General features: G+C 72.7%; 15 protein-coding genes. 8 read left to right on the top strand and 7 right to left on the bottom strand.

What is annotated here, in order from left to right:
- Window positions 1-36 precede the first annotated feature (36 nt).
- The gene (locus FE374_RS11955; protein ID WP_139929361.1) at window positions 37-4,989 is read right to left on the bottom strand and encodes an NAD-glutamate dehydrogenase; all 4,953 of its coding nucleotides are present in this window, start codon (window positions 4,987-4,989) and stop codon (window positions 37-39) included.
- A gap of 206 nt (window positions 4,990-5,195) precedes the next feature.
- Here FE374_RS11955 and FE374_RS11950 point away from each other — a divergent pair, with 206 nt between their 5' ends.
- Window positions 5,196-5,759: an MBL fold metallo-hydrolase gene (locus tag FE374_RS11950; RefSeq protein ID WP_230978282.1), complete on the top strand. Its 564-nt coding sequence runs from the start codon at window positions 5,196-5,198 to the stop codon at window positions 5,757-5,759.
- A 491-nt stretch (window positions 5,760-6,250) separates the two neighbouring features.
- Window positions 6,251-7,789, top strand: a complete 1,539-nt coding sequence (locus FE374_RS11945; RefSeq protein ID WP_139929359.1) for an HNH endonuclease signature motif containing protein — start codon at window positions 6,251-6,253, stop codon at window positions 7,787-7,789.
- A gap of 101 nt (window positions 7,790-7,890) precedes the next feature.
- On the opposite strand, the gene FE374_RS11940 is transcribed toward FE374_RS11945, so the two are convergent.
- The 3 genes from FE374_RS11940 to FE374_RS11930 form a co-directional block, all read right to left on the bottom strand.
- Window positions 7,891-9,015 carry an MFS transporter gene (locus tag FE374_RS11940; RefSeq protein WP_269142068.1) on the bottom strand — a complete coding sequence of 375 codons (1,125 nt, stop codon included), beginning with the start codon at window positions 9,013-9,015 and terminating at the stop codon, window positions 7,891-7,893.
- Window positions 9,016-9,236: 221 nt separating this feature from the next.
- A complete protein-coding gene (locus FE374_RS11935) occupies window positions 9,237-9,947 on the bottom strand; it encodes a head GIN domain-containing protein (RefSeq protein ID WP_139929356.1) in 711 nt (236 codons plus the stop codon).
- Window positions 9,948-10,165: 218 nt separating this feature from the next.
- Window positions 10,166-10,369, bottom strand: a complete 204-nt coding sequence (locus tag FE374_RS11930; protein WP_139929354.1) for a hypothetical protein — start codon at window positions 10,367-10,369, stop codon at window positions 10,166-10,168.
- 211 nt (window positions 10,370-10,580) lie between these two features.
- Between FE374_RS11930 and FE374_RS11925 the strand changes: the two genes are divergently transcribed.
- Together FE374_RS11925 and FE374_RS20325 are read left to right on the top strand one after the other, a co-directional pair.
- The gene (locus FE374_RS11925) at window positions 10,581-11,177 is read left to right on the top strand and encodes a CGNR zinc finger domain-containing protein (protein WP_168205675.1); all 597 of its coding nucleotides are present in this window, start codon (window positions 10,581-10,583) and stop codon (window positions 11,175-11,177) included.
- Window positions 11,178-11,198: 21 nt separating this feature from the next.
- On the top strand, window positions 11,199-11,618 hold the full coding sequence (locus FE374_RS20325; protein ID WP_139931567.1) for a cupin domain-containing protein: 420 nt from the start codon (window positions 11,199-11,201) through the stop codon (window positions 11,616-11,618).
- On the opposite strand, the gene trxA is transcribed toward FE374_RS20325, so the two are convergent.
- On the bottom strand, window positions 11,551-11,925 hold the full coding sequence (trxA, locus tag FE374_RS11915; protein WP_139929349.1) for a thioredoxin: 375 nt from the start codon (window positions 11,923-11,925) through the stop codon (window positions 11,551-11,553). The genes FE374_RS20325 and trxA overlap by 68 nt on opposite strands.
- Window positions 11,926-12,002: 77 nt before the next feature.
- A complete protein-coding gene (locus FE374_RS11910) occupies window positions 12,003-12,821 on the bottom strand; it encodes an alpha/beta fold hydrolase (protein WP_223173528.1) in 819 nt (272 codons plus the stop codon).
- A 145-nt stretch (window positions 12,822-12,966) separates the two neighbouring features.
- Here FE374_RS11910 and FE374_RS11905 point away from each other — a divergent pair, with 145 nt between their 5' ends.
- Window positions 12,967-14,301, top strand: coding sequence for a glutamate-5-semialdehyde dehydrogenase (locus FE374_RS11905; RefSeq protein WP_139929347.1), 1,335 nt, complete (start codon window positions 12,967-12,969; stop codon window positions 14,299-14,301).
- A 90-nt stretch (window positions 14,302-14,391) separates the two neighbouring features.
- On the opposite strand, the gene FE374_RS11900 is transcribed toward FE374_RS11905, so the two are convergent.
- A complete protein-coding gene (locus tag FE374_RS11900) occupies window positions 14,392-15,366 on the bottom strand; it encodes an NAD(P)-dependent alcohol dehydrogenase (RefSeq protein ID WP_139929345.1) in 975 nt (324 codons plus the stop codon).
- A gap of 182 nt (window positions 15,367-15,548) precedes the next feature.
- Between FE374_RS11900 and FE374_RS11895 the strand changes: the two genes are divergently transcribed.
- From FE374_RS11895 to FE374_RS11885, 3 genes are read left to right on the top strand one after another with little or no spacing between them, the layout of a single operon-like run.
- Entirely contained in the window at window positions 15,549-16,529 is a 981-nt protein-coding gene (locus FE374_RS11895; RefSeq protein WP_139929343.1) for an AAA family ATPase, read from the top strand.
- A complete protein-coding gene (locus tag FE374_RS11890; protein ID WP_139929341.1) occupies window positions 16,526-17,914 on the top strand; it encodes a DUF58 domain-containing protein in 1,389 nt (462 codons plus the stop codon). Before FE374_RS11895 ends, FE374_RS11890 begins: the two co-directional genes overlap by 4 nt.
- Complete coding sequence (locus FE374_RS11885) at window positions 17,911-20,283, top strand: transglutaminase TgpA family protein (RefSeq protein ID WP_139929339.1); 2,373 nt, start codon at window positions 17,911-17,913, stop codon at window positions 20,281-20,283. Before FE374_RS11890 ends, FE374_RS11885 begins: the two co-directional genes overlap by 4 nt.
- Window positions 20,284-20,288 lie beyond the last annotated feature (5 nt).

The following is a 20,288-nucleotide window of genomic DNA, read 5'->3' as shown; positions in this document are numbered from 1 at the left end:
CCGCACGCCGCACGCCCCGTCAGCCGGCGGGCGCCGTCAGCCGGCGGGCGCCGTCGAGCGTGCGACGGTGCGCAGGTACCCCAGGGCCACGGAGAGCGCCGACAGACCCGGTTCCTCGAGCTGGTCGATCGCTGCCATCGTGGCCCGCGCGCGCTGCACGCTCGTGACGTTCGCCCGCAGCCAGCTTCGCATGCGCTGCTCGGCGGTCTGCTCGGGGTCGGTGGCGGTAATGACCGCCCGGGTCAGTGACTTGGTGACCGCGTGCAGATCGTCCCGGAGCGCGCCACGGGCCAGGGCGTCCCAGCGGTTCTCCTGGGGGAGGGTGCTCACCAGGGCGAGCATGCGGTCGATGCCCAGGTGCTCGGCGACGGCGAAGCTGAGGTCCAGCAGTGCCTCCGCCGGTTCGTCGCAGCCGGCGGCGAGCTCGGCGACGTCGAGGATGGTCACGTGGTGCCGGAGGACGGCGGCGCGTCGGGCCAGCTCGGCGGGGACGCCGGCCGCGGTGTACTCCTCGACCTGGCGGTGCGCGCGTTCCCGCTCGCCGGCGCGTAGGAGGTCCGGCAGGTCCGGGACGTGGGTGCGCACGGTCGGGCCGAACCGGTCGATCTCGGCGGCGACGTCGAGCCCGGCGGGCCGGTGCTGGAGGAACCAGCGCACCGAGTGGTCCAGCAGCCGGCGGAACTCGAGGTAGAGCTGGGACTGGACCGAGGTGGTCACCTGGTTGTCGAGGGCCTCGACGGCCTCGGTGAAGGAGGCGAGGCCGAATATCTCCCGGCACACCACGAACGCCCGCGCGACGTGCTCCGCGGCCGCGCCGGTCTCGTCCATCGCCCGGTGGACAAAGCTGATGCCCCCGCGGTTGACCACCGAGTTGGCCACCTCGTTGACGATGATCTCCCGGCGCAGCGGGTGCTCTGCGAGTGCACCGGAATAGTCCTCGCGCAGCGCCGGCGGGAAGTACTCCGTGAGCGTGCGGGTGAACCACGCCTCGTCGGCTACCGACGAGGCCACCAGGTCATGCTTGAGCGCGAGCTTGGAGTACGCCATGAGCACGGCGAACTCCGGGGACGTCAGGCCGCGGCCGTCCTTGGCGCGCTGCGCGAGGTCCTCGTCCGACGGCAGGAACTCCAAGGCCCTGTCGAGCTCGCCGCGGCCCTCCAGGAACCGCATGAACCGCACGTGCGTGCCGACCATGCGCGGCTCCAGCGTGCGCGCGTTGCCGAGGAGCACGTTCTGCTCGTAGTTGTGGCGCAGCACCTGGGCGGCGACGTCGTCGGTCATCGACGCCAGCAGCCGGTCGCGCTGCAGCAGCGTCATCTCACCCTCCCGCACCAGCCCGGTGAGCAGGATCTTGATGTTCACCTCGTGGTCGGAGGTGTCCACGCCGGCGGAGTTGTCGATGGCGTCGGTGTTGATCCGCACGCCGGAGCGGGCGGCCTCGATGCGGCCGAGCTGACTCACCCCGAGGTTGCCGCCCTCGCCGACCACGGTGCAGCGCAGGTCGCGACCGTCGACGCGGATGGCGTCGTTGGCGCGGTCGCCGATCTGGGCGTTGGACTCCGTGGCCGCCTTGACATAGGTGCCGATGCCGCCGTTCCAGAGCAGGTCGACGGGCGCACGGAGGATCGCGCTCATCAGCTCCGCGGGGGTCAGCGCGTTGACGTCCGGGTCGAGGCCGAGCCGCTCACGGACCTGGTCGGTGATCGGTACCGACTTCGCCGTCCGCGGGTAGACGCCGCCGCCCTCGCTGAGCAGCTGCTCGTCGTAATCGGCCCACGATGAGCGGGGCAGGTCGAACAGGCGGCGGCGTTCGGCGAAGGAGACGGACGGATCGGGGTCGGGGTCGAGGAAGACGTGGCGGTGGTCGAACGCCGCGACGAGCCGGATGTGCTCCGAGAGCAGCATCCCGTTGCCGAAGACGTCCCCGCTCATGTCGCCGATGCCGACGACGGTGAAGTCCTCGCTCTGCGTGTCGTGGCCCATCTCGCGGAAGTGGCGCCGGACCGACTCCCACGCCCCGCGCGCGGTGATGCCCATGACCTTGTGGTCGTACCCGGCCGAGCCGCCGGAGGCGAACGCGTCGTCGAGCCAGTAGCCGTGGCGCCGGGCCACACCGTTGGCGAGGTCGGAGAACGTGGCGGTGCCCTTGTCCGCCGCGACGACGAGGTAGGGGTCGTCGCCGTCGTGACGGACGACGCGCTCGGGCGGCACGACCGCGCCGTGCAGCCGGTTGTCGGTGACTTCCAGGAGGGCGGAGACGAAGGCGGTGTAGGCGGCCTTGCCCTCCGCGAGCCACGCCTCCCGGTCGACCGCGGGGTCCGGCAGGCGCTTGGCGACGAACCCGCCCTTCGACCCGGTCGGCACGATGACGGCGTTCTTCACCATCTGCGCCTTGACCAGGCCCAGGATCTCGGTGCGGAAGTCCTCGCGGCGGTCGGACCAGCGCAGCCCGCCGCGGGCGACCGCGCCGAAGCGCAGGTGAACGCCCTCGACCCCGGGGCCGTACACCCAGATCTCGTACTTGGGCCGCGGGGCGGGCAGGTTGGGCACGGCGTGCGGGTCCAGCTTGAACGCCAGGGTGGCGCGAGGCTCCGCCGTCGTCCCGTCGTCGTGCTGGAAGTAGTTCGTCCGAAGCATCGCCTGGATGACGCCGACGAAGGCCCGCAGGATGCGGTCCTGGTCGAGGCTGGAGACCTCGTCGAGCGCGGCCTCGACCTGGTCCACGACCGCCTGCTCCGCGGTGGCCCGCGCACCGGCGGCGGCGCCGTCGTAGCGGTCGGGGTCGAAGCGGGTCTCGAAGAGCTCGACGACCATCCGGCCGATGTGGTGGTTCTGCCGCAGCGCCTCCTCGAGGTAGCCGCGCGAGTACGCCCACCCGCCCTGACGCAGGTAGGCGGCCAGGGCGCGCAGGATGACCACCTGGCGCCAGTCCAGCCCGGCCCGCAGCACGAGGGAGTTGAAGCCATCGCTCTCGGCGCGCCCCTCCCAGACCGCCTCGAACGCGGCCTGGAACCGGGCGCGGGAGCCGTCCTGGCCCTCGCTCCACTGCTCCTCGGTGGCGTGCAGCCCGAAGTCGTAGACGTCGAGGACCGTGCCGTCGCTGCGCCGGACCTCGTAGGGGCGCTCGTCGGTGACCTCGACGCCCAGGTCGTTGAAGACCGGCAGGACGGAGGTCAGGGAGAGAGGCCCCTGGCGGTAGAGCTTGAGCCGGCGGTCGCCGGCGGCCGCACCCACCGGCTTGTAGAGGTTCAGGCGCAGCATCCCCGGCTCGAGCGCCTCGAGGTGGCGCAGGTCCGACACGGCGACGCGGGCGTGGTAGCGCTCCTTGTAGGACTCCGGGAAGCCGGCCCCGTAGCGGCCCACCAGGGCCGCGCCGGCCTCTTCGCCGAACTCGGCGCGCGCGGCGTCGTCGAAGTCCTCGTCCCAGGTGCGGGTGGCCTCGACGAGGGCGTGCTCGAGGTCGTCGAGGTCGGCGTCCGCCACCGTCTCGCCCTTGGGCACCCGCACGACGAAGTGCAGCATCGCCAGCGCGGCCTCGGAGACGCGGGTGGTGTGCTCGACCGTCGAGCCGTTGAACGCGTCCTTGAGGATCGCCTCCATCTTCTGCCGGACGGCGGTGTTGTAGCGGTCTCGCGGGAGGTAGACCAGGCAGGACATGAAGCGGCCGTAGTCGTCCTTTCGCAGGAACAGGCGGGTGCGACGCCGTTCGGCCAGGTGCACGACGGCGAGCGCGGTCTCGGTGAGCTGGTCGACGTCGGTGGCGAAGAGCTCGTCGCGGGGGTAGGTCTCGAGCACCTCCAGGAGGTCCTTGCCGAGGTGGCTGTCCGGGGCGAAGCCGCACGCCTGGATGACCCGGCGCACCTTCTCCGAGACGAACGGCACCTTGGTGACCGAGTAGTTGTAGGCGCTCGCGGTGAAGAGGCCCAGGAACCGGCGCTCGCCGACGACGGCGCCTGTCTCGTCGAACGTCTTGACGCCGACGTAGTCGAGGAACACCGGCCGGTGCACCCGGGAGCGGGAGTTCGCCTTGGTGATGATCAGCAGGCGCGGCTCGCGCGCCTTCTCCGCCACCCGGCCGGTCAGGCGGGTCGGGGCCGGTGGCTCGGCCCCCGGGCGGTCCTCACGCAGCAGGCCCAGCCCTGAGTCTGGGACGGGGTCGAGGATCGCCTCGGCGGGCGCGCCGGGTTGCCGGGCGCCGGGCTGCTGGGCGCCGTTACCGGGGAGGAGGTACTCGCGGTAACCGAGGAAGACGAAGTGGCCGTTGGCGAGCCACTCCAGCAGCGCTCGGCCCTGGGCGACCTCCTCGGGATCCAGGCCCCGGGGCGGGCGCTCGGCGAGGTTCGCCGCGATCGCCGTGGCCTGGTCGGTCATGGCAGGCCAGTCCTCGACGGCGACACGCACGTCCGCGAGCACGGCGCGGATCTGCTCGGCCAGGTGCTCCCGGTCGGCGGTGTCGCTCTCGCGGCCGATCTGGATATGGATCCATGACTCGACCAGGGCGCCGTCCGGGTCGTTGCCGTCCGGGTGGGCGCCGTCCGCCACCGCACCGCCTGGGTCGGCGTCGAGCATCTCGACCAGGGTCCCGGTCTCATCCCTGCGCACGACGAGTTGGGGGTGGACCAGCAGATGAATGGTGCGGCCCTGGAGCGTGAGCTCTGCGGAGACGGAGTCGACCAGGAAGGGCATGTCGTCGGTGACGATCTCGACCACAGTGTGCCCGGTGGACCAGCCGTCGTTGTCGACCGTGGGGGTGAAGACCCGGACGTTCGCCTCGCCCGGCCGGCGCTGGTGGCCGGTGTCGCGGTGCGAGAACGCCGCACCGAGGAGGTCGTCCGGACGTTGGCTCAGGAGGTCGTCGGTGCCGATGTCCCGGTAGTAGCGCGTGAGTAGGCGCATGGCGGCGTCGGGGGAGACGGTCGAAGCCTCGGCGGACTCAGCAGCGGTCTGCAGGTGCTGGATCCGCAGGTCGTCGGATGCGGCGATGGTCATGGGCCACCCTCTTTGGTGTCGGCGACGACGGCGACCCCGGGAGCTCACGACCGGCGCAGCCGCTTGCCCGGCACGGTAGCGCGATACCGACAAGGGCGATACCGCAGGGCGGCGCCGCCGCCAGCCCGGTGCCTGTGCACCGGTCCGTGAGTCATGAGGAGACAAGATGCGACCTGTGCCGCCGGCCGGGGGACATCGCGGCACTCGTGCTCACGCACGCTCACTTCGACCACCTCGGGGTGGCACGGCAGCTCAGGGACCGGCTCCAGGTGCCGGTCTCGGCGCCCGAGCAGGAGCACTACCTCGTAGCTCACCCGTATCGGTACGCGCACGAGAACATGCGCGGGGTCTATCCCCTTCGCTATCCGCGGGCGATGCCGATCCTCGGTGCGATGGCGCGCGCGGCAGCGCTGACGGTCAAGGGCGTGAGCGGCGTGCGGCCGTTGGACAACGGTGTCGCGCTCGATGTGCCCGGCAGTCCTCGGGTGGACCTCAGCCCGGGGCACACGTTCGGCGACTGCGCCCTGCACCTGCCCGAACGGACGTGCTCATCAGCGGCGACGTGCTGGGTGACGCTCGACCCCTACACCGCGCACACCGGGCCGCGGATCATCGCCGGCGCCGCCACGACCGACTCGGCGATGGCGCTGCGATCGCTGAACCTCCTTGCCGCCACGGGCGCCGGAACCGTCCTCGCCGGCCACGGAGAGTCGCGGCGCGGGGGAGTCCGGGCCGTCGTGGACCTGGCACGGTCCGCGGGCCCGTCATAGGTCGATCCCGGGCGGGGCCGGGCGGGCCGGACGTGGCCGAGCGTGGCCGGACGTGGCCGAGCGTGGCCGGGCGGGTCGAGCCGGGTCGAGCCGGGCCCAGCGGGCCGAGCGGGCCGAGCGGGCCGGTGATGGTGGCCGACGCGTCGGTATGCCCTGCAAGCTGGCGTCGTCGCTGGTTTGTGCGTCGTCCGAGCCGCTGTGGTTTTCCACAACTTTATTCCGGTGGCGGCTTTTCCACAAGATGGTTCGCGGGTTTTCTTTCGTGGCCCTGTGATGCCACCTCGTCCACAGCCCGGTGCGGGTTTTCTGCTTCCGCCGGGGGTTTGGTTTGTGAGGTCTAGACAAAGGCGTGTGCCGGTTCCGACAAAAAGAAATCCACAGGCCGACAAACCGTTGCTAGGTCGAACGTCTGTTCGATAGAGTGGGGTTATGAGATAAGCGGAGGCCGACCCGGAGCGATCCGGCCGGCGGACCCGATTGGGGTGGTCGTGGTGGCGGTGCTGGAGGCGGACACGCCCGCACAGGTTCTCACCGCCGGCCTGGCCCAGGTCCGTCAGCTGCTGGCCGGGCTCGTCCAGATCGACCTGCACGACCTGGACGGCGGCACCGTCCTGGCCGCCCTGGACGCGGTCGAGCAGGTCCGCCGCCAGGGCGAGGCGCTGGCCGCCCGGGCGCTGGCGGTAGTCGAGGCCGACGGGATGTGGGCGCTGGATGGAGCCCGGTCCATGGCCGCGTGGTACCGGGCCCGTACCGGTAAGCACCACGCCAGTGCCGCGAGGGAGATCCGCCTGGCCCGGGCCCTGCGCGACCACCTGCCCGCCACCGCGGCCGCGTTGGCCACCGGGCAGATCAGCGCCGACCACGCGACCGCGCTGGTGCGTCACACCACCACCACCGACGCCCGCCGGGCCCTGCTCAAAGACCCCGGAACCGGTGAGGCGCTGCTGCTGACCCACGCCCGCACCCTGGACGCCACCGACTTCGCCGTCGCCGCCCAGCGGTGGGGCCAGCAGGCCGACCCCGACGCCGCCGACCGGGCCTACCGCGCCGACAGCACCAAGGAAGAGTTCTACCTCTCGGCCACCACCGGCGGGTACGTGCCCGGCGGGTGGCTCTCCGAAGCCAGCGGCAAAGCGGTCCTGGCCGCGCTGACCGCCCGGGTCGGCACCCCGGCCAAGGGTGATACTCGCAGCGCCGCCCACCGCCGCGCCGGTGCCCTGACCTCCCTGGCCCACCTCGTCCTGGACTCCGGCGTGCTACGCCCCGGCGCCCGGATCCGGCCCCACCTCGCCGTGACCGTGCCCTTCGAGACCCTCCAACGCCTCATCGCCGCCGCCGCCCCCACACACCGACCCGGCTGCACCCCCACCGGCAACTTCCCCGGCGCCGCCTTCGGCCTCCCACCCCAGCCCGCCACCCCCGGCGGCGCTCTCCCGGTCGGTGCCGGCGAGCCCGCCCTCACCGGTCCCGCCGCCAGTGGACTCACCGGCGCCGCCGGCGCGGCTGGCGCGGCAGCGGCGGGCGCGGGGGCGGACGCGGCGGACGTCGCGGTGGCCGGGTGCACCTGCGGGGCCGACCAGATCATCACCGCCGACCTGGACCTTGCCCAGCTCCACGGCGCCGAGCCGGCGACCTTCGACGACGGCGTCGTGATCGCCCCAGCCCTGCTCGGCCGCCTGGCCTGCGCCTCCCATATGCACCGGGTCATTTTTGGTCCCGATTCCGAAGTCCTGGACCTCGGCCGGGAAGAACGCATATTCACCGCCGCCCAGACCCGGGCCATCATCGCAAGAGATAAACGCTGTCAATACCCACACTGCAACGCCCCACCAGGCGAAGGGGAAATTCACCACAGCATCTGGTGGTGGGCCCAGTTCGGCTCCACCAATATCCGCCTCGGAGTCCTGCTGTGCTGGTTCCACCACGACTACGTCCACACCCACCACATCAACATCGAACGCCGCCACGGACAATGGATCTTCACCCGCCCCGACGGCACCACCATCAGCCACAACCACGCGGCCGCCTGACGCGACCCGACGCGGCGCCGCCCGGATCGCTCGAACCACAGTGGCCGCCCCTTCTCGCAGATCGGTAGGGGCGGCCACGGCGGTCAGTCAGCGTCCGCTGGTCAGTGCCGCCGTCCGCGCCCTCGGCTCACCGAACCAGGGCGCAGCATCAGGGGCAGCAGGATCGCGATGAGCCCGACCAGTGCGGCGATCGCCGATGCCTGGCCCACAGCCCACGCGGCGTACACAGCGAAGGCTGCGAGCTCGCCGCCGAGTCCGGCGGCCGACGTCACGGTCGCCCGCTGATTCGAAGGGATGCGCCGCTGGAGGCGCGCGTCGACGACCACCTGCACCAGCTGTCCCAGGCCGTAGCACGCCGCCACGGCGACCAGGCCGACCGGCCGGGCCACGAACGCCGCCGCGCCGAGCAGCAGGGCGGCCGCACCCAGCAACGCGGCGAGCGAACCGGGCCGCAGCCGCGCGGCGGCGCCACCCATGCTCGCCCCGACCGCGCCCGCGAGCGGGATGGCCACGATCGCGAGCGGAACTGCTGCGGTGGGCACTCCCCAGTTCATCGCCAGCAGACCGAAGTACTCCTCGGCAGTGTCGAGGGCCGTGACGAGGGCGACGGCGAGGACGGCTCCGGCTACGCCCGGCAGGGCCGCCGTCGTCCTCAGCTCGACGAGCACACCCGCGAGGTAGCTCGGAGTTCTTCGTACGTCCCCGTCGTCGGCCTCGCGGGCCGACGACGAGAGCGGCGCCTCAGGGAAGCAGGCCGCAAGGGCCGCGGCGGCGAGGGAGACCGCCACGCTGACCCAGCCGACCAGGGCGTAACCGCCCACCGCGAACAGCGCCGTTGCGAGCCCCGCCGCGGGGACCTGGGCGAGCAGGCCCATCGCGGTGACACGGCCGAGCAGCCGCGGGTACTGCTCCGATGCTCCGGCCGCAGCCAGGGCGTCGAACAGGAGCGCCTCGAAGGCTCCTGAGGTGAGGGCCCCGCCGATTGCCCAGAGGGCGAACCCCGCCGCGAACCCCGGAAAGCTCGGCGCGACCACCCACATCGCGAATCCGGCCGCCGTCGTGATGCCGGCCGCCACCAGGTTGGCGCGCCGCGAGAACCGGTCCGCCAGCATGCCGGTCGGCACCTCAGCAACCAGCGAGACCGCGGACCAGATGGCGAAGAGCGCAGAAATCTCGGCGTCGCTCAGGCCGGCATCGGCGAAGAGCAACGCGTAGAGCGGGTACAGCGGGATCGTCTCGGCAAGGAGCGCCCACCCGGTGACAAGCCGGGTGAGCCGTCGGGCCGGGCGAGGGCTGGCGGATCAATGTCGCATAGGAGAAAGGCTATGCAGTACCGCCGCGCGCGTCGAGACCTTTCGTGGAACGGGTGGACACGGTGGTCCAGCGTCGTGCTGCGGTGGTCCGGCTTCGTGCTGCCCCGGGGGCTCGTTGCTGCAGCGAACCCGCCTCAACCTTGCCGGATGTTCCCGACGCCATCGATGCTGCTGGTCACGCGCGCGCCACCGGTGTGGACGATCGAGCCTGCGCCATCGACGGACGCGTTGAGCGTGTCGGTCGCGTGGACCTGTGCGTCACCGGCGCCGCCGATCGTCACGTCCGCGTCGGCGGAGGTGAGGCTGACGCCGTCGTAGTCGCCGACGCCTGAGATCACAACAGTCTGACGGTCCGCGGCGCCGCTGAGGTGCACGCCCCCGACGCCGCCGACGCGCACGGTCAGGCTTGTGACGTCGACACCGGTCGCCCGGACGTCGCCGGCACCGCTGAGGTCGACCTCGAGGGTCTCGCCGGCGGTGAGCTGGGCGTCGACGTCCCCCGCGCCGTCGATCCGGATCTCCTCCACCGAAGGAAGTACGAGGTCGTAGGTGATCTCGCCGGGCGAGCCGTACATGGGGCCGTCGACGTCGAGGCGGAGGACGCCGTCGCGCACCGTGCTGGTGACGCGGTCGATGATGTTCTCGCCTGCGGTGACCGTCAAAGACGGCTCCGCTCCGGTCGTGAGGTTGACGTTGCCGGCGCCGGCCAGGGAGACGGCGCTGACATCCTCGATCGTGCGCTCCTCGGTCGTGGCAGGGCCCGCGTCCAGCACGGCACCGCAGCCGACGAGCGTCAACGGTGGCGCGATGGCTAGCGCGATCCAGGCGAGCTTGCGCAGGGTCATGACGTGTCCTGTTCCCGAGTCCGGTGCGGCCGCCGACCGGCCGACCTCACCAGCGTGACAGCGCCCCGGCGGCGCCGGATATGGGGGTTCGCCCCGGTTGGCCCCTGAGCCGGTCCTCGCTTCCCCTGAGAGGGGCGGGCCGACGGGTCGGGGCGAACCCCGACGTCGGAGGCCTCCTCAGGCGGGCGAGGGCATCCGACGTGGACACGCTGATCTCTTCAGGCGGGTCGGATCGTGGAGCCGAACGAGGCACGGCGAACCTGGCGAAGTGCGTACCGGATCCCACCGAGGCCCGAGGGACGGCGACCGGACCGATCGTGTTGCCGCAGCTCCTGTCGTCGGTGGTGCCGCTCCGCCTCGGCGACGAGGTCGTCGTGGCGCACCTGGAAGAGCATGAGGTTGGCGTCTGACAGGTACAGCATGGAGATCCTTCTCCCGGTCCTCATGTGGTGGGTGGTTCTGGGTAGTTGTCTCGTGGCGGCTGCTGCCGCGTAGTCCGCCGGCATGTCGGCCCAGTGCGGGGAATGAGCTCCCGGACCTCAGTGTCAACGGTGCTTGTAACCTGTTGGTTGTGTTCGTCAGGTTACCACGATCGTAACCTCGATGGAACCCTCGTGGGGTTACACTTATTCCGTGAGTGCGGTGCCACAGATGGAGATGGACCAGGTGCTCGACCTGGTCAACCACTACGCGCCCCGCCCACGTGCGGCTGCGCAGGACGAGTCGAAGGGGTACCGCGACCTGGGTGCGGTGCTGGGCGACCTCGCGTCCACATTTCCGGCCAGCTCCGAGGGCGCGCTGCACGCCGCCGCCGAGGACGCGTACCAGGTCTTCCTCGACGCACACACCGGCCACGACGTCGCCCCCGCCCTCAACGCGCTCCTCGCCGCGGCCCGGCCCACGCCGCGGCTGGGCCCGGACGGGGCGGTGATGTGGGAGGTGGGCGACGACGGCGATCCCCTACGCGCGGCACTGGCCATCGCGCTGCTGGACTGGGTGCATGCGCGCGGCGCCGACCGTCTGGGACTGTGCGAGGGCATCCGCTGTGCCGACGCCTTTGCCGACAGCTCGGCGGCGGGGCAGCGCAAGTACTGCGGCGCGGTGTGCCTCAACCGCCACAAGGTGGCGGCGTACCGACGTCGGGCCGCCGAGAAGAAGCAGGACGAGCACAAGACGAAGCACGACGAGAACGAGAAGCAGCAGGATAGAGAGGCCGGGGAGAAGTACTAGGCCGCCCGGTGCCGGCCGTACCTGCACGAGCACCCTTGCTCCGAGACCTTCGTCATCCACCGCGGCCGCGCACGGTTCACGGTGGGGGAACGCGAGCTCGTCGGGACCGCGGGAGAGGTGCTGGTGGTACCCGCCTATACACCGCACAAGTCCTCGGTGCTGGAGGGCGGGGTGTTCGAGTCGACCAACATCCACGCCAGCGACACCGTCGTCACCACGTGGCTGGAGGGCCCGCAGGCGCCGACCCGCTCGCCCTGTGATGCCCGACGGCGGAGCTTCGGCTGGCGCAGCCCGGCGACAGACGAGCAGCCCGCCGACAGACGAAGGGCGCCCCGTCGACGACGGGGCGCCCTTCGAGAGCTGGTGGAGCGGGTCAGTGCGAGTGCGTCGCCTGGTGCTCGGCGATCTGCTTGCGCACGTCCTCCATGTCGAGTCCCTTGACGCCCTGGACCAGCTCCTCGAGGCTCTTCGCCGGGAGCGCGCCGGCCTGGGAGAACACCAGGATGCCGTCGCGGAACGCCATGAGCGTGGGGATCGCCGTGATCTGCAGCTGGGCGGCGAGCTGCTGCTCGGCCTCGGTGTCGACCTTGGCGAAGGTGATGTCGTCGTGCGTCTCGGACGCCTGCTCGTAGATCGGCGCGAACATCTTGCACGGGCCGCACCAGTCGGCCCAGAAGTCGACCAGGGTGATGCCCTCGCCGCTGATCGCGTTCTCGAACTCCTCGGTGGTGAGGTTCTTGGTCGCCATGCTGCGTCTCCTTTGCTGGTTGCTGAGAGATACAACGTCTCAGGTGCGGAATCATTCCGCCGCGCGAAAGGGACCAGTCACAGCGTCCGCACGGCGGGCTGAAGCTCCTGCAGGAAAGTGCCGAGCACCCCGTTCACGGCCTTTGGTGCGTCGAGCGTGACCAGGTGCCCGGCACCGGGGATCACTACCTCACGGATGAGCTCGCGTGGCGCCCACCGTCGCATGGACGAGGCGACGCCCGAGCGGTCGTGCTCTCCCCGCACCAGGCACAGCGGCACACGAGAGCGGTACCAGCGCCGACGGCGGTGCAGCTGCCTCGGCGCCGTCCACAGGTCGAGCAGGCGCGCCTTGCTCATTCGGGCGAACGCCCGGCTGGCGAAGTCCCGAGCACCCGGTGTGGTGGCGCTGAGGTCGGCGAGCCGGCCGGGTAGGGCCCGTGCCGGGGTGCGGCGCAGGAGGGCGGTGCGCACCAGATGGCCCAGGCGCTCGCGGAGCGTGACCCGCGCGGCGTTCGAGGAGCCGCCGATGACCACGAGCGCCCGGACCCGCTCGGGGTAGCGGCGGGCGAGCACCTGGCTGATGTTCGCGCCCAGGCCGTGGCCGACCAGCACGGTACGGACGATGCTCAGCCGTTCGAGCAGCGAGGCCAAGTCCTCCACCGCCTGGGCCGGGTCGAACGGCTCGTCCCAGGGCACCGATCGGCCATGTCCGCGCAGATCCCACGTGATGACGCGGTGCCCGGCCTCGGTGAGGAATCTGAGCTGCGCGTCGAAGATGGTGTGGTCCGTGCCGGCGCCGTGCGTGAGGACCACGGTCGTGCCGTCGCCGTGATTCCAGTAGCGCAGGCCGCAGCCTGCCACCCACAGGGTCTCGCCGCCGTCCGACATCGATGACATGGGGAGAATCTAACGAACTTCCCGCTCCGGACCCCTGGAAGCGGCGGCGTCGGGCGGCGTGGGATGTGGCGGCGTCGGGCGGCGTGGGCCGACCACCAGATGAGCGGGGTGCTACCCGACCGTGGGACCCATCTACGCTGGGGCTATGAGCGAGACCCTCGTCACCCCCGCGCAGGAGCCCGCCTCGGCCGCGGTCGGCAGCGCACCCGAGACAGCCGACGTCGCCACCGCCGTCGTGGACATCGCCCGCGCCGCAAAGAAGGCCTCCCGAGTACTGGCCACCGCCACCCGCGCCACCAAGGACGCCGCCCTGCACGCCATGGCGGACGCGCTGGTCGCCGACGCCGCCCGGATCATCGCGGGCAACGCCGTCGACCTCGAGCGCGGCCGTGCCAACAACATGAAGACCTCGCTCCTCGACCGGCTCGCGCTGGACGAGGCGCGCATCGCGGCGATCGCCGATGCGCTGCGCGAGCTCGCCGCTCTGCCCGACCCCGTCGGTGAGGTCGTCCGTGGCTCCACGCTGCCCAACGGGCTGCGCCTGCGCCAGGTGCGGGTGCCGATGGGCGTGGTCGGCATGATCTACGAGGCCCGGCCCAACGTCACCGTCGACGCCGCCGGCCTGGCCCTGAAGTCCGGCAACGCCGTCATCCTGCGCGGTGGCTCCGCCGCCGCGAGCTCCAACGAGGTCATCGTGGAGATCCTCGGCGACGCCCTCGCTGCGCAGAGGCTGCCGCGCGAGCTCGTCCAGTCCATCGACGCCTATGGCCGCGCCGGCGCCGTCGAGCTCATGCGCGCCCGCGGACTGGTCGACGTCCTGGTCCCGCGCGGCGGCGCCGACCTGATCCAGACGGTCGTGCGCGAGTCGCTGGTGCCGGTCATCGAGACCGGCGTGGGCAACTGCCACGTGTACGTCGACGCCGGCGCCGACATCGCGCAGGCGGTGCCCATCGTGCTGAACTCCAAGACCCAGCGCACCGGCGTGTGCAACGCCGCCGAGACGCTCCTGGTGCACCGCGCGGTTGCCGCGGAGTTCCTGCCCGCCGTCCTCGCGGCGCTGCGGGAGAAGGACGTGACCATCCACGGCGACGACGCCACCCGGGCCGCGGCCCCGGCGGACCTGAAGTTCGAACCCGCCACCGAGACCGACTGGGAGACCGAGTACCTCTCGCTCGACCTGGCCGTGAAGGTGGTGGACTCCCTGGACGAGGCGCTGGAGCACATCAGCCGGTACTCCTCCGGCCACACCGAGGTGATCTGCACCCGCGACCTCACCGCCGCCCGCCGGTTCACCACCGAGCTGGACGCCGCGGCGCTGATCGTCAACGCCTCTTCGCGGTTCACCGACGGCGGCCAGTTCGGCCTCGGTGCGGAGATCGGCATCTCCACCCAGAAGCTGCACGCCCGCGGCCCGATGGGCCTGGGCGAGCTGACCACGACCACGTGGATCGTCGAGGGCGACGGCCAGATCCGGGAGTAGCGCGACGGCACGCCGTCGCCCTCGCGACGGCGGGTCATCCCGGGGCGAGAAGCCCGGACCGCGCACGCCGTCAGCCCGGGACGACCTCGATCAGCCCGGGACGACCTCGATCACGACGTTGCCGGTCTTCCGCCCGGTCTCGACGTAGCGGTACGCGTCCACGATCTGGGCGAGCGGGTAGGTCCGGTCGATGACGGGACGGAACTGCCCGGACTGCATGAGCCGGGCGAGGTGCCGCACCATCTCCTGGGACTCGTGCGGGAACGGGAACCTCGCCTTCGCGCCGCGCGACCAGCGGGTCAGCAGGGGCAGGTAGAGGTTCTGCCACAGCGGGCCCAGCTCGGAGGACAGGTACACGCCGCCCGGCTCGAGGAGCCGTCGGCACCGGCCGAACGTGCTCTTGCCGACGGCGTCGAACACCGCGTGGTAGCGCCGCGGGTCACGGGTGAAGTCCTCGGCCGTGTAGTCGACGACCCGGTCCGCACCGAGGCGTCGCACGAGGTCGAGGTGGGCGGTGTCGCAGACCGCGGTCACGGTGGCGTCGACGCTCTTGAGCAGCTGGACCGCCGCGGAGCCGATCGCGCCGGTGGCGCCATAGACGAGCACGGCCTGTCCGGCCTCGACACGGGCCGCGCGGATGAACGACAGCGCGTAGTGCGACCCCTCGGTGCCGGCCGCGGCCTCGGGGAAGCCGACATTCGCCGGGATCGGTGCGAGCAGGCCGTCCTGCGGCAGGGCCACGTACTCGGCGTGGGCACCGAATGCGAATGCGCCCTCGTTGTACCCGAACACCCGGTCACCCACCGCGAAGGTCGTCACGGCCGGCCCGACGGCCGCCACCACGCCGGCCAGCTCCGTTCCCAGGATCTGCCGCCTGGGCCGGCGCAGGCCGGTGAACGCGCGCATGAAGAAGGGGTGCGCCGCCCGGTAGGCGCAGTCCGTCCGGTTGACGGTGGTGGCGTGGACCTTGACGAGCACGTCGTGCTCCCCGACGGTCGGCGCATCCACCTGCGCGATCCGCACGACGTCGGGTGGGCCGTACCGGGTGGCGACCGCTGCTCTCATGGCGCGCACGCTATCGGGAGGGCGCGACGGCGTCCCGCACGGTCGCGACGACACGGGGTCCCATCAGCGGCGTCACCTGGTCGGCGCGCACAACTCACCGAGGGAAACCGCACGCGGCAAGCTGCCGCCGGGACATGGGCGTTCCGGTTCCGTCCGACGCGTCGATGAGGCACGATCGGCGCATGGACCCGGTCGTCATGGATGACGTGGACAGCGACCTCGAGCACCTGCACGCCGTCGTGGACGAGACGCACCGCGCCATGACCACGGTGATCCAGGGCAAGGACGGCGCCGTCCGCACCGCCCTGACGGTACTGCTGGCCGGCGGGCACCTCCTCATCGAGGACGTGCCCGGGGTGGGTAAGACGCTGCTGGCCAAGACCCTCGCCCGCTCGATCGACTCCACCGTGCGGCGCATCCAGTTCACCCCGGACCTGCTGCCCTCGGACATCACCGGCGTGAGCGTGTTCAACCAGGACACCCACGCCTTCGAGTTCCGGTACGGCGCCATCTTCGCCAACGTCGTCGTCGGGGACGAGATCAACCGCGCCTCCCCGAAGACCCAGTCGGCGCTGCTGGAGTCGATGGAGGAGCGCCAGGTCACCGTCGACGGGCGCACCTACGCCCTGCCGGACCCGTTCATCGTCATGGCCACCCAAAACCCTCTGGAGATGGAGGGCACGTACCCCCTGCCCGAGGCCCAGCGCGACCGGTTCATGGCGCGCATCTCCATGGGCTATCCCTCGGCGGCCGCCGAGCTGGAGATGCTCGACGCCCACGGCGCCGGCTCCCCGCTGGACGACATGCACCCGGTCACCGACGCCGTCACCGTCGGTGCGCTGGTGAAGGTGGTCGAGCGGCTGTACGCCAGCCCCGCGGTGCGCCAATACGTCGTCGACCTGGTCACGGCCACCCGCATGAGCCGCCACCTGCGCCTCGGGGCCTCGCCGCGGGCGGGGCTGCAGCTCTTGCGCGCGTCGCGTGCGCACGCCGCACTCGAGGGCCGCGACCACGTGCTGCCCGACGACGTCCAGCACCTTCTGCTGCCCGTGCTGGCCCACCGGGTGCTCCTGTCGAGCGAGGCCGAGCTCGGCGGCTTCAGCGCCGAGGACGTCCTCGGCGCCGTGCTCGCCGAGGTCCCCGTCCCGTCCCGCCCGCGATGAAGCTGCCCGGCCTGACCACCCGCGGGCTGGCGTTCCTCGCCGCCGGGGTCACGGCCGCGCTGCTCGCGATGGTCCTGGGCTATCCGGACATCACCCGGATCGGGGTGCTGCTCGCCGTCCTGCCCCTCCTCGCCGTGCTCTCCGGTCGACGGCGCACCCCGCACCTGGAGGTGCGGCGCGCCGTCGCCCCCGACCGGCTGCGGCCGGGCACCGACGGCGTCGTCCGGCTGACCGTGCGCAACGCCGGCCGGCGCCCCACCCTGCCGTTCCTCGCGGAGGACCACGTCGACCCCGCCCTCGGCGAGCCCGGCCGGTTCGTGCTGCCGCGCCTGACACCGGGGGAGTGGTACACCGTCACGTACCCGCTGCGGCCGGCGCTGCGCGGCGCGTACGGGCTCGGTCCCCTCGCCCTGCGGTTGCAGGACCCGTTCGGCCTGGCCGGCGCCAGCATTCGCCAGGGTGACGAGGCGGAGGTGCTCGTGCTGCCCGAGGTGCACGAGCTCGGCCGCACCCGGCTGCGCCGGGAGGGCGACGCCGGTGACTGGCCCGTCCCGCACAGCATCGCCCCCCAGGGCGAGGACGACCTCAGCACCCGGCAGTACCGCTACGGCGACGACCTGCGCCGCGTGCACTGGCCCGCCACCGCCCACCGCGGCCAGCTCATGGTGCGCCAGGAGGAGCGGCCCGCCCGGCGCCGCGTGGCGCTCGTCCTGGACTCCCGCGCCCGGGCGCACTGGGGCACCGCCGACGGCTCGTTCGAGTGGGCGGTCAGCGCGCTGGCGTCCGTCGCCGTCCACCTCGGCGCCCAGGGCTGGTCCCTCTCCCTCGTGACGGCCGAGACCGTCCGGGACGGGACCGCCGCCAAGGTGCTCACCGCCGACGCCGTCCTCAACGAGCTCGCGCGGGCGACGATCAGCTGGGGCGACCTCGATCCCGTCCTGCGGGCGGCGCGCGAGCTGCCGGCCGGCGCGGTGGTCGCGGCCTTCACCGATCACGACGAGCAGGCCCTGGGCCGCCTGACCCCGGCCCGGCCCCCCGGGGCCGTCGGCGTGCTGCTCCTCCTGCGTGCCGAGACGTTCGCGGAGGACGTCCGCAGCGTCCGGGAGGGCAGGGGGAGCAGGGCGGGCCGGGAGGGCCGGGACGTCCGGGACGTCCGGGAGGGCCGGGACAACCGCAGCGCCCCGGACGGCTCGGGCACCCTGGGCCGGTTCGGCGACCCGAGCGACGACGACGCCGACGCCCGCGCCGAGCACCACGCGCGCCTGGCCAGGGTGGCCGGCTGGCGCACCGCCGTCGTGCGCGCCGGCGACCCCGTCAAGTCCAGCTGGCAGCGCGCCACCGCCGTCCACCGCAGCCCCACCAGCGCCCGGGTGCGGGTCTCGTGAGCCCGGCCCGCGGCCTGCGGGCCGTCGTCGCAGGAGCCGGGTCACCCCGCGCCCGCTGGGCCGACGGCGCCCTGGCAGCCCTGGCGACGACGGTGGCCACCTGGCCGATCACCCTCCTCCTCGCGGACGAGTCCTGGGTACCGCCCACGCTCCTCGCCCTCGCGGTGGTCGCCGTCGCCGGAGCGCTGGCCCGCGGCGCCCGGCTCGGCGCCGTCGCCGTGCTCGCGGTGCAGACGGCCGCCGTCGCCCTCGTGGTGTCGTGGGTGCTGCTGCCCGGCCACCACTGGTTCCTCCTGCCCCGCCCGACGGCGCTCGTCGAGTCGGTCCGCCTGGTCGCCGAGGGCATCGCGACCATCCGCGACGAGGCGGTGCCCGTCTCCGCCACACCGGGGATGGTGTTCCTGGTGGTGACGGCGGCGACCGTGGTCGGGCTGGCCGTCGACGCGATCGCCGTGGGCCGCCGCGCGCCGGCGCTGGCGGGGCTGCCGCTGCTGGCCGTGGTCACGATCGGTGCCTCGGGCACCGGGAACGCGCTGCACCCGAAGTTCTTCCTGGCCGGGGCGGTCGCCTGGCTCCTCCTGGTCGCCCACCAGGGTGTCGAGGGGGTGCGCGGGTGGCGCCACGGCGACGCACACACCGACGACGACACCGAGACGTTCAGCTACGGTCATGCCCGCGCCGACCGGGCGGTGGGCCGAGGCGCACGCGGATACGCCCGCTGGGCCCGCGCGGTGGGGGCGGCCGCCGTCGTGCTGGCCGTCGTGGTGCCCCTGGCGCTGCCGCATCTGCCGCCGACGGTCGTGGTCCAGGGCCTGGTCCGGGCCGCCGGCCCGGCCGACCAGGACGGGGTGACGTTCACCGACTCCCTCGACCTGGCCGCCGACCTGGGGAGCCGCAGCACCAGACCCGTGCTGCAGTACCGCACTGACGACCCGCAGGGCACCCCGCTGCGAGTGACCGTCTCGACCAGCTACGCCGGGGGCCGCTGGCTCCCCTGGGAGGAACAGCCCGGCCCGCCCCAGCTGCCGCCGCGACCGTCTGGCGTCGAGACCGATGACTTCTCCCTCACCGTCTTCCGCAACGAGATGCGGGCCCCGCAGGTCGCCGTGCCAGCCACGCTCACCGGTGCGGACTTCGGCCAGCTCGATTGGGGCACGGACCAGCTCACCGGCGCCGTCGTCGTGGCCGACCAGCCGGCGAGCTACGCGGCGACGTACTGGAAGATCATCGGCGAGCTGCCGCCGGGCACCGGCGAGGGCGAGGTGGCCGACGTGGCAGGCGTGGACCCGGCCACCCTGCAGGCCGATCCCGTGTCCGCCGAGAACATAGCCCCCGTCGTCCTGGGGGTGACAGGCGGCGCGGAGAACCAGGTCCAGGCCGCCATGGCCATCCAGGGCTACCTGCGCGGCAGCGCCTTCAGCTACTCCCTCACCCTGGCTGACCCGGTGCCGGGCCCGGACGGCAACCCGCTGGACCCGATCAGCCACTTCCTCGCGACCAAAGTGGGCTACTGCGTCCAGTTCGCCACCACCATGGTCATGATGTCCCGGGCCATCGGGATCCCAGCCCGCCTCGCGGTGGGCTTCCTGCCCGGCGCCGAGGGCGAGGACGGCACCCGCACGGTCGTGGCCGCCGACGCGCACGCCTGGCCCGAGCTGTTCATCGACGGGCTGGGGTGGACCCGGTTCGAGCCCACCCCGGGCGGGCGCAGCGGCAGCGCGCCCGTCTACCGCACACCGGGCGCCCCCCTCGCGCCGGCCCCCGGCCAGACGGCGACCCCCACCCCGGCGCCCGAGCTCACCGACGACGGCCTCACCGGCGGGTCCGGCGCCGACCAGGTCTCCTGGTGGGAGGAGGGCGCCGGCCGCGTCCTCGGCGGCATCGGGCTGGGCGTGCTGCTCACCCTGGTCGCCGCCTCGGTCCCGCTGGCGGGCCGGTGGCGTCGCGACGCGCTCCGCCGTCGAGCCGCCGACGATGCGGCCCGGGTGGAGGGGGAGTGGCGGGCGCTCACCGCCTCCCTGGCAGACCTCGGGCTGCCGGCGCCGCCGGCGGCCACCCCGCGGCAGTCCCTCGCCCACTACGAGCGGGTGGCCGCCCTGGATCCGACGGGCTCGGAGGCGCTCGCGCGCGCGGCCGGCCGGCTGGAGGCGGCGCGGTACGCGCCCGGCGGAACCGGCGTCGGCACGATGGTCGAGGACGTCCGAATGGTCACCCGGCAGGCGCGCGGGGCCCTGCCGTGGCGTACGCGGGTGCGCGCGGCGCTGTGGCCGCGCAGCGGCGCCGACCAGATGCGCGACGTCGCGCGCCGGGCGCGCCGGTGGGCGGAAGCGATCGTCGCCGCGGCGAGGGAGCGTTCTCGCGGGCGGTGAGCCGG

Source organism: Georgenia yuyongxinii (genome assembly GCF_006352065.1).
GTDB classification, from domain to species: Bacteria; Actinomycetota; Actinomycetes; order Actinomycetales; family Actinomycetaceae; genus Georgenia; species Georgenia yuyongxinii.
This window is presented reverse-complemented; position numbering and strand designations above follow the sequence as displayed.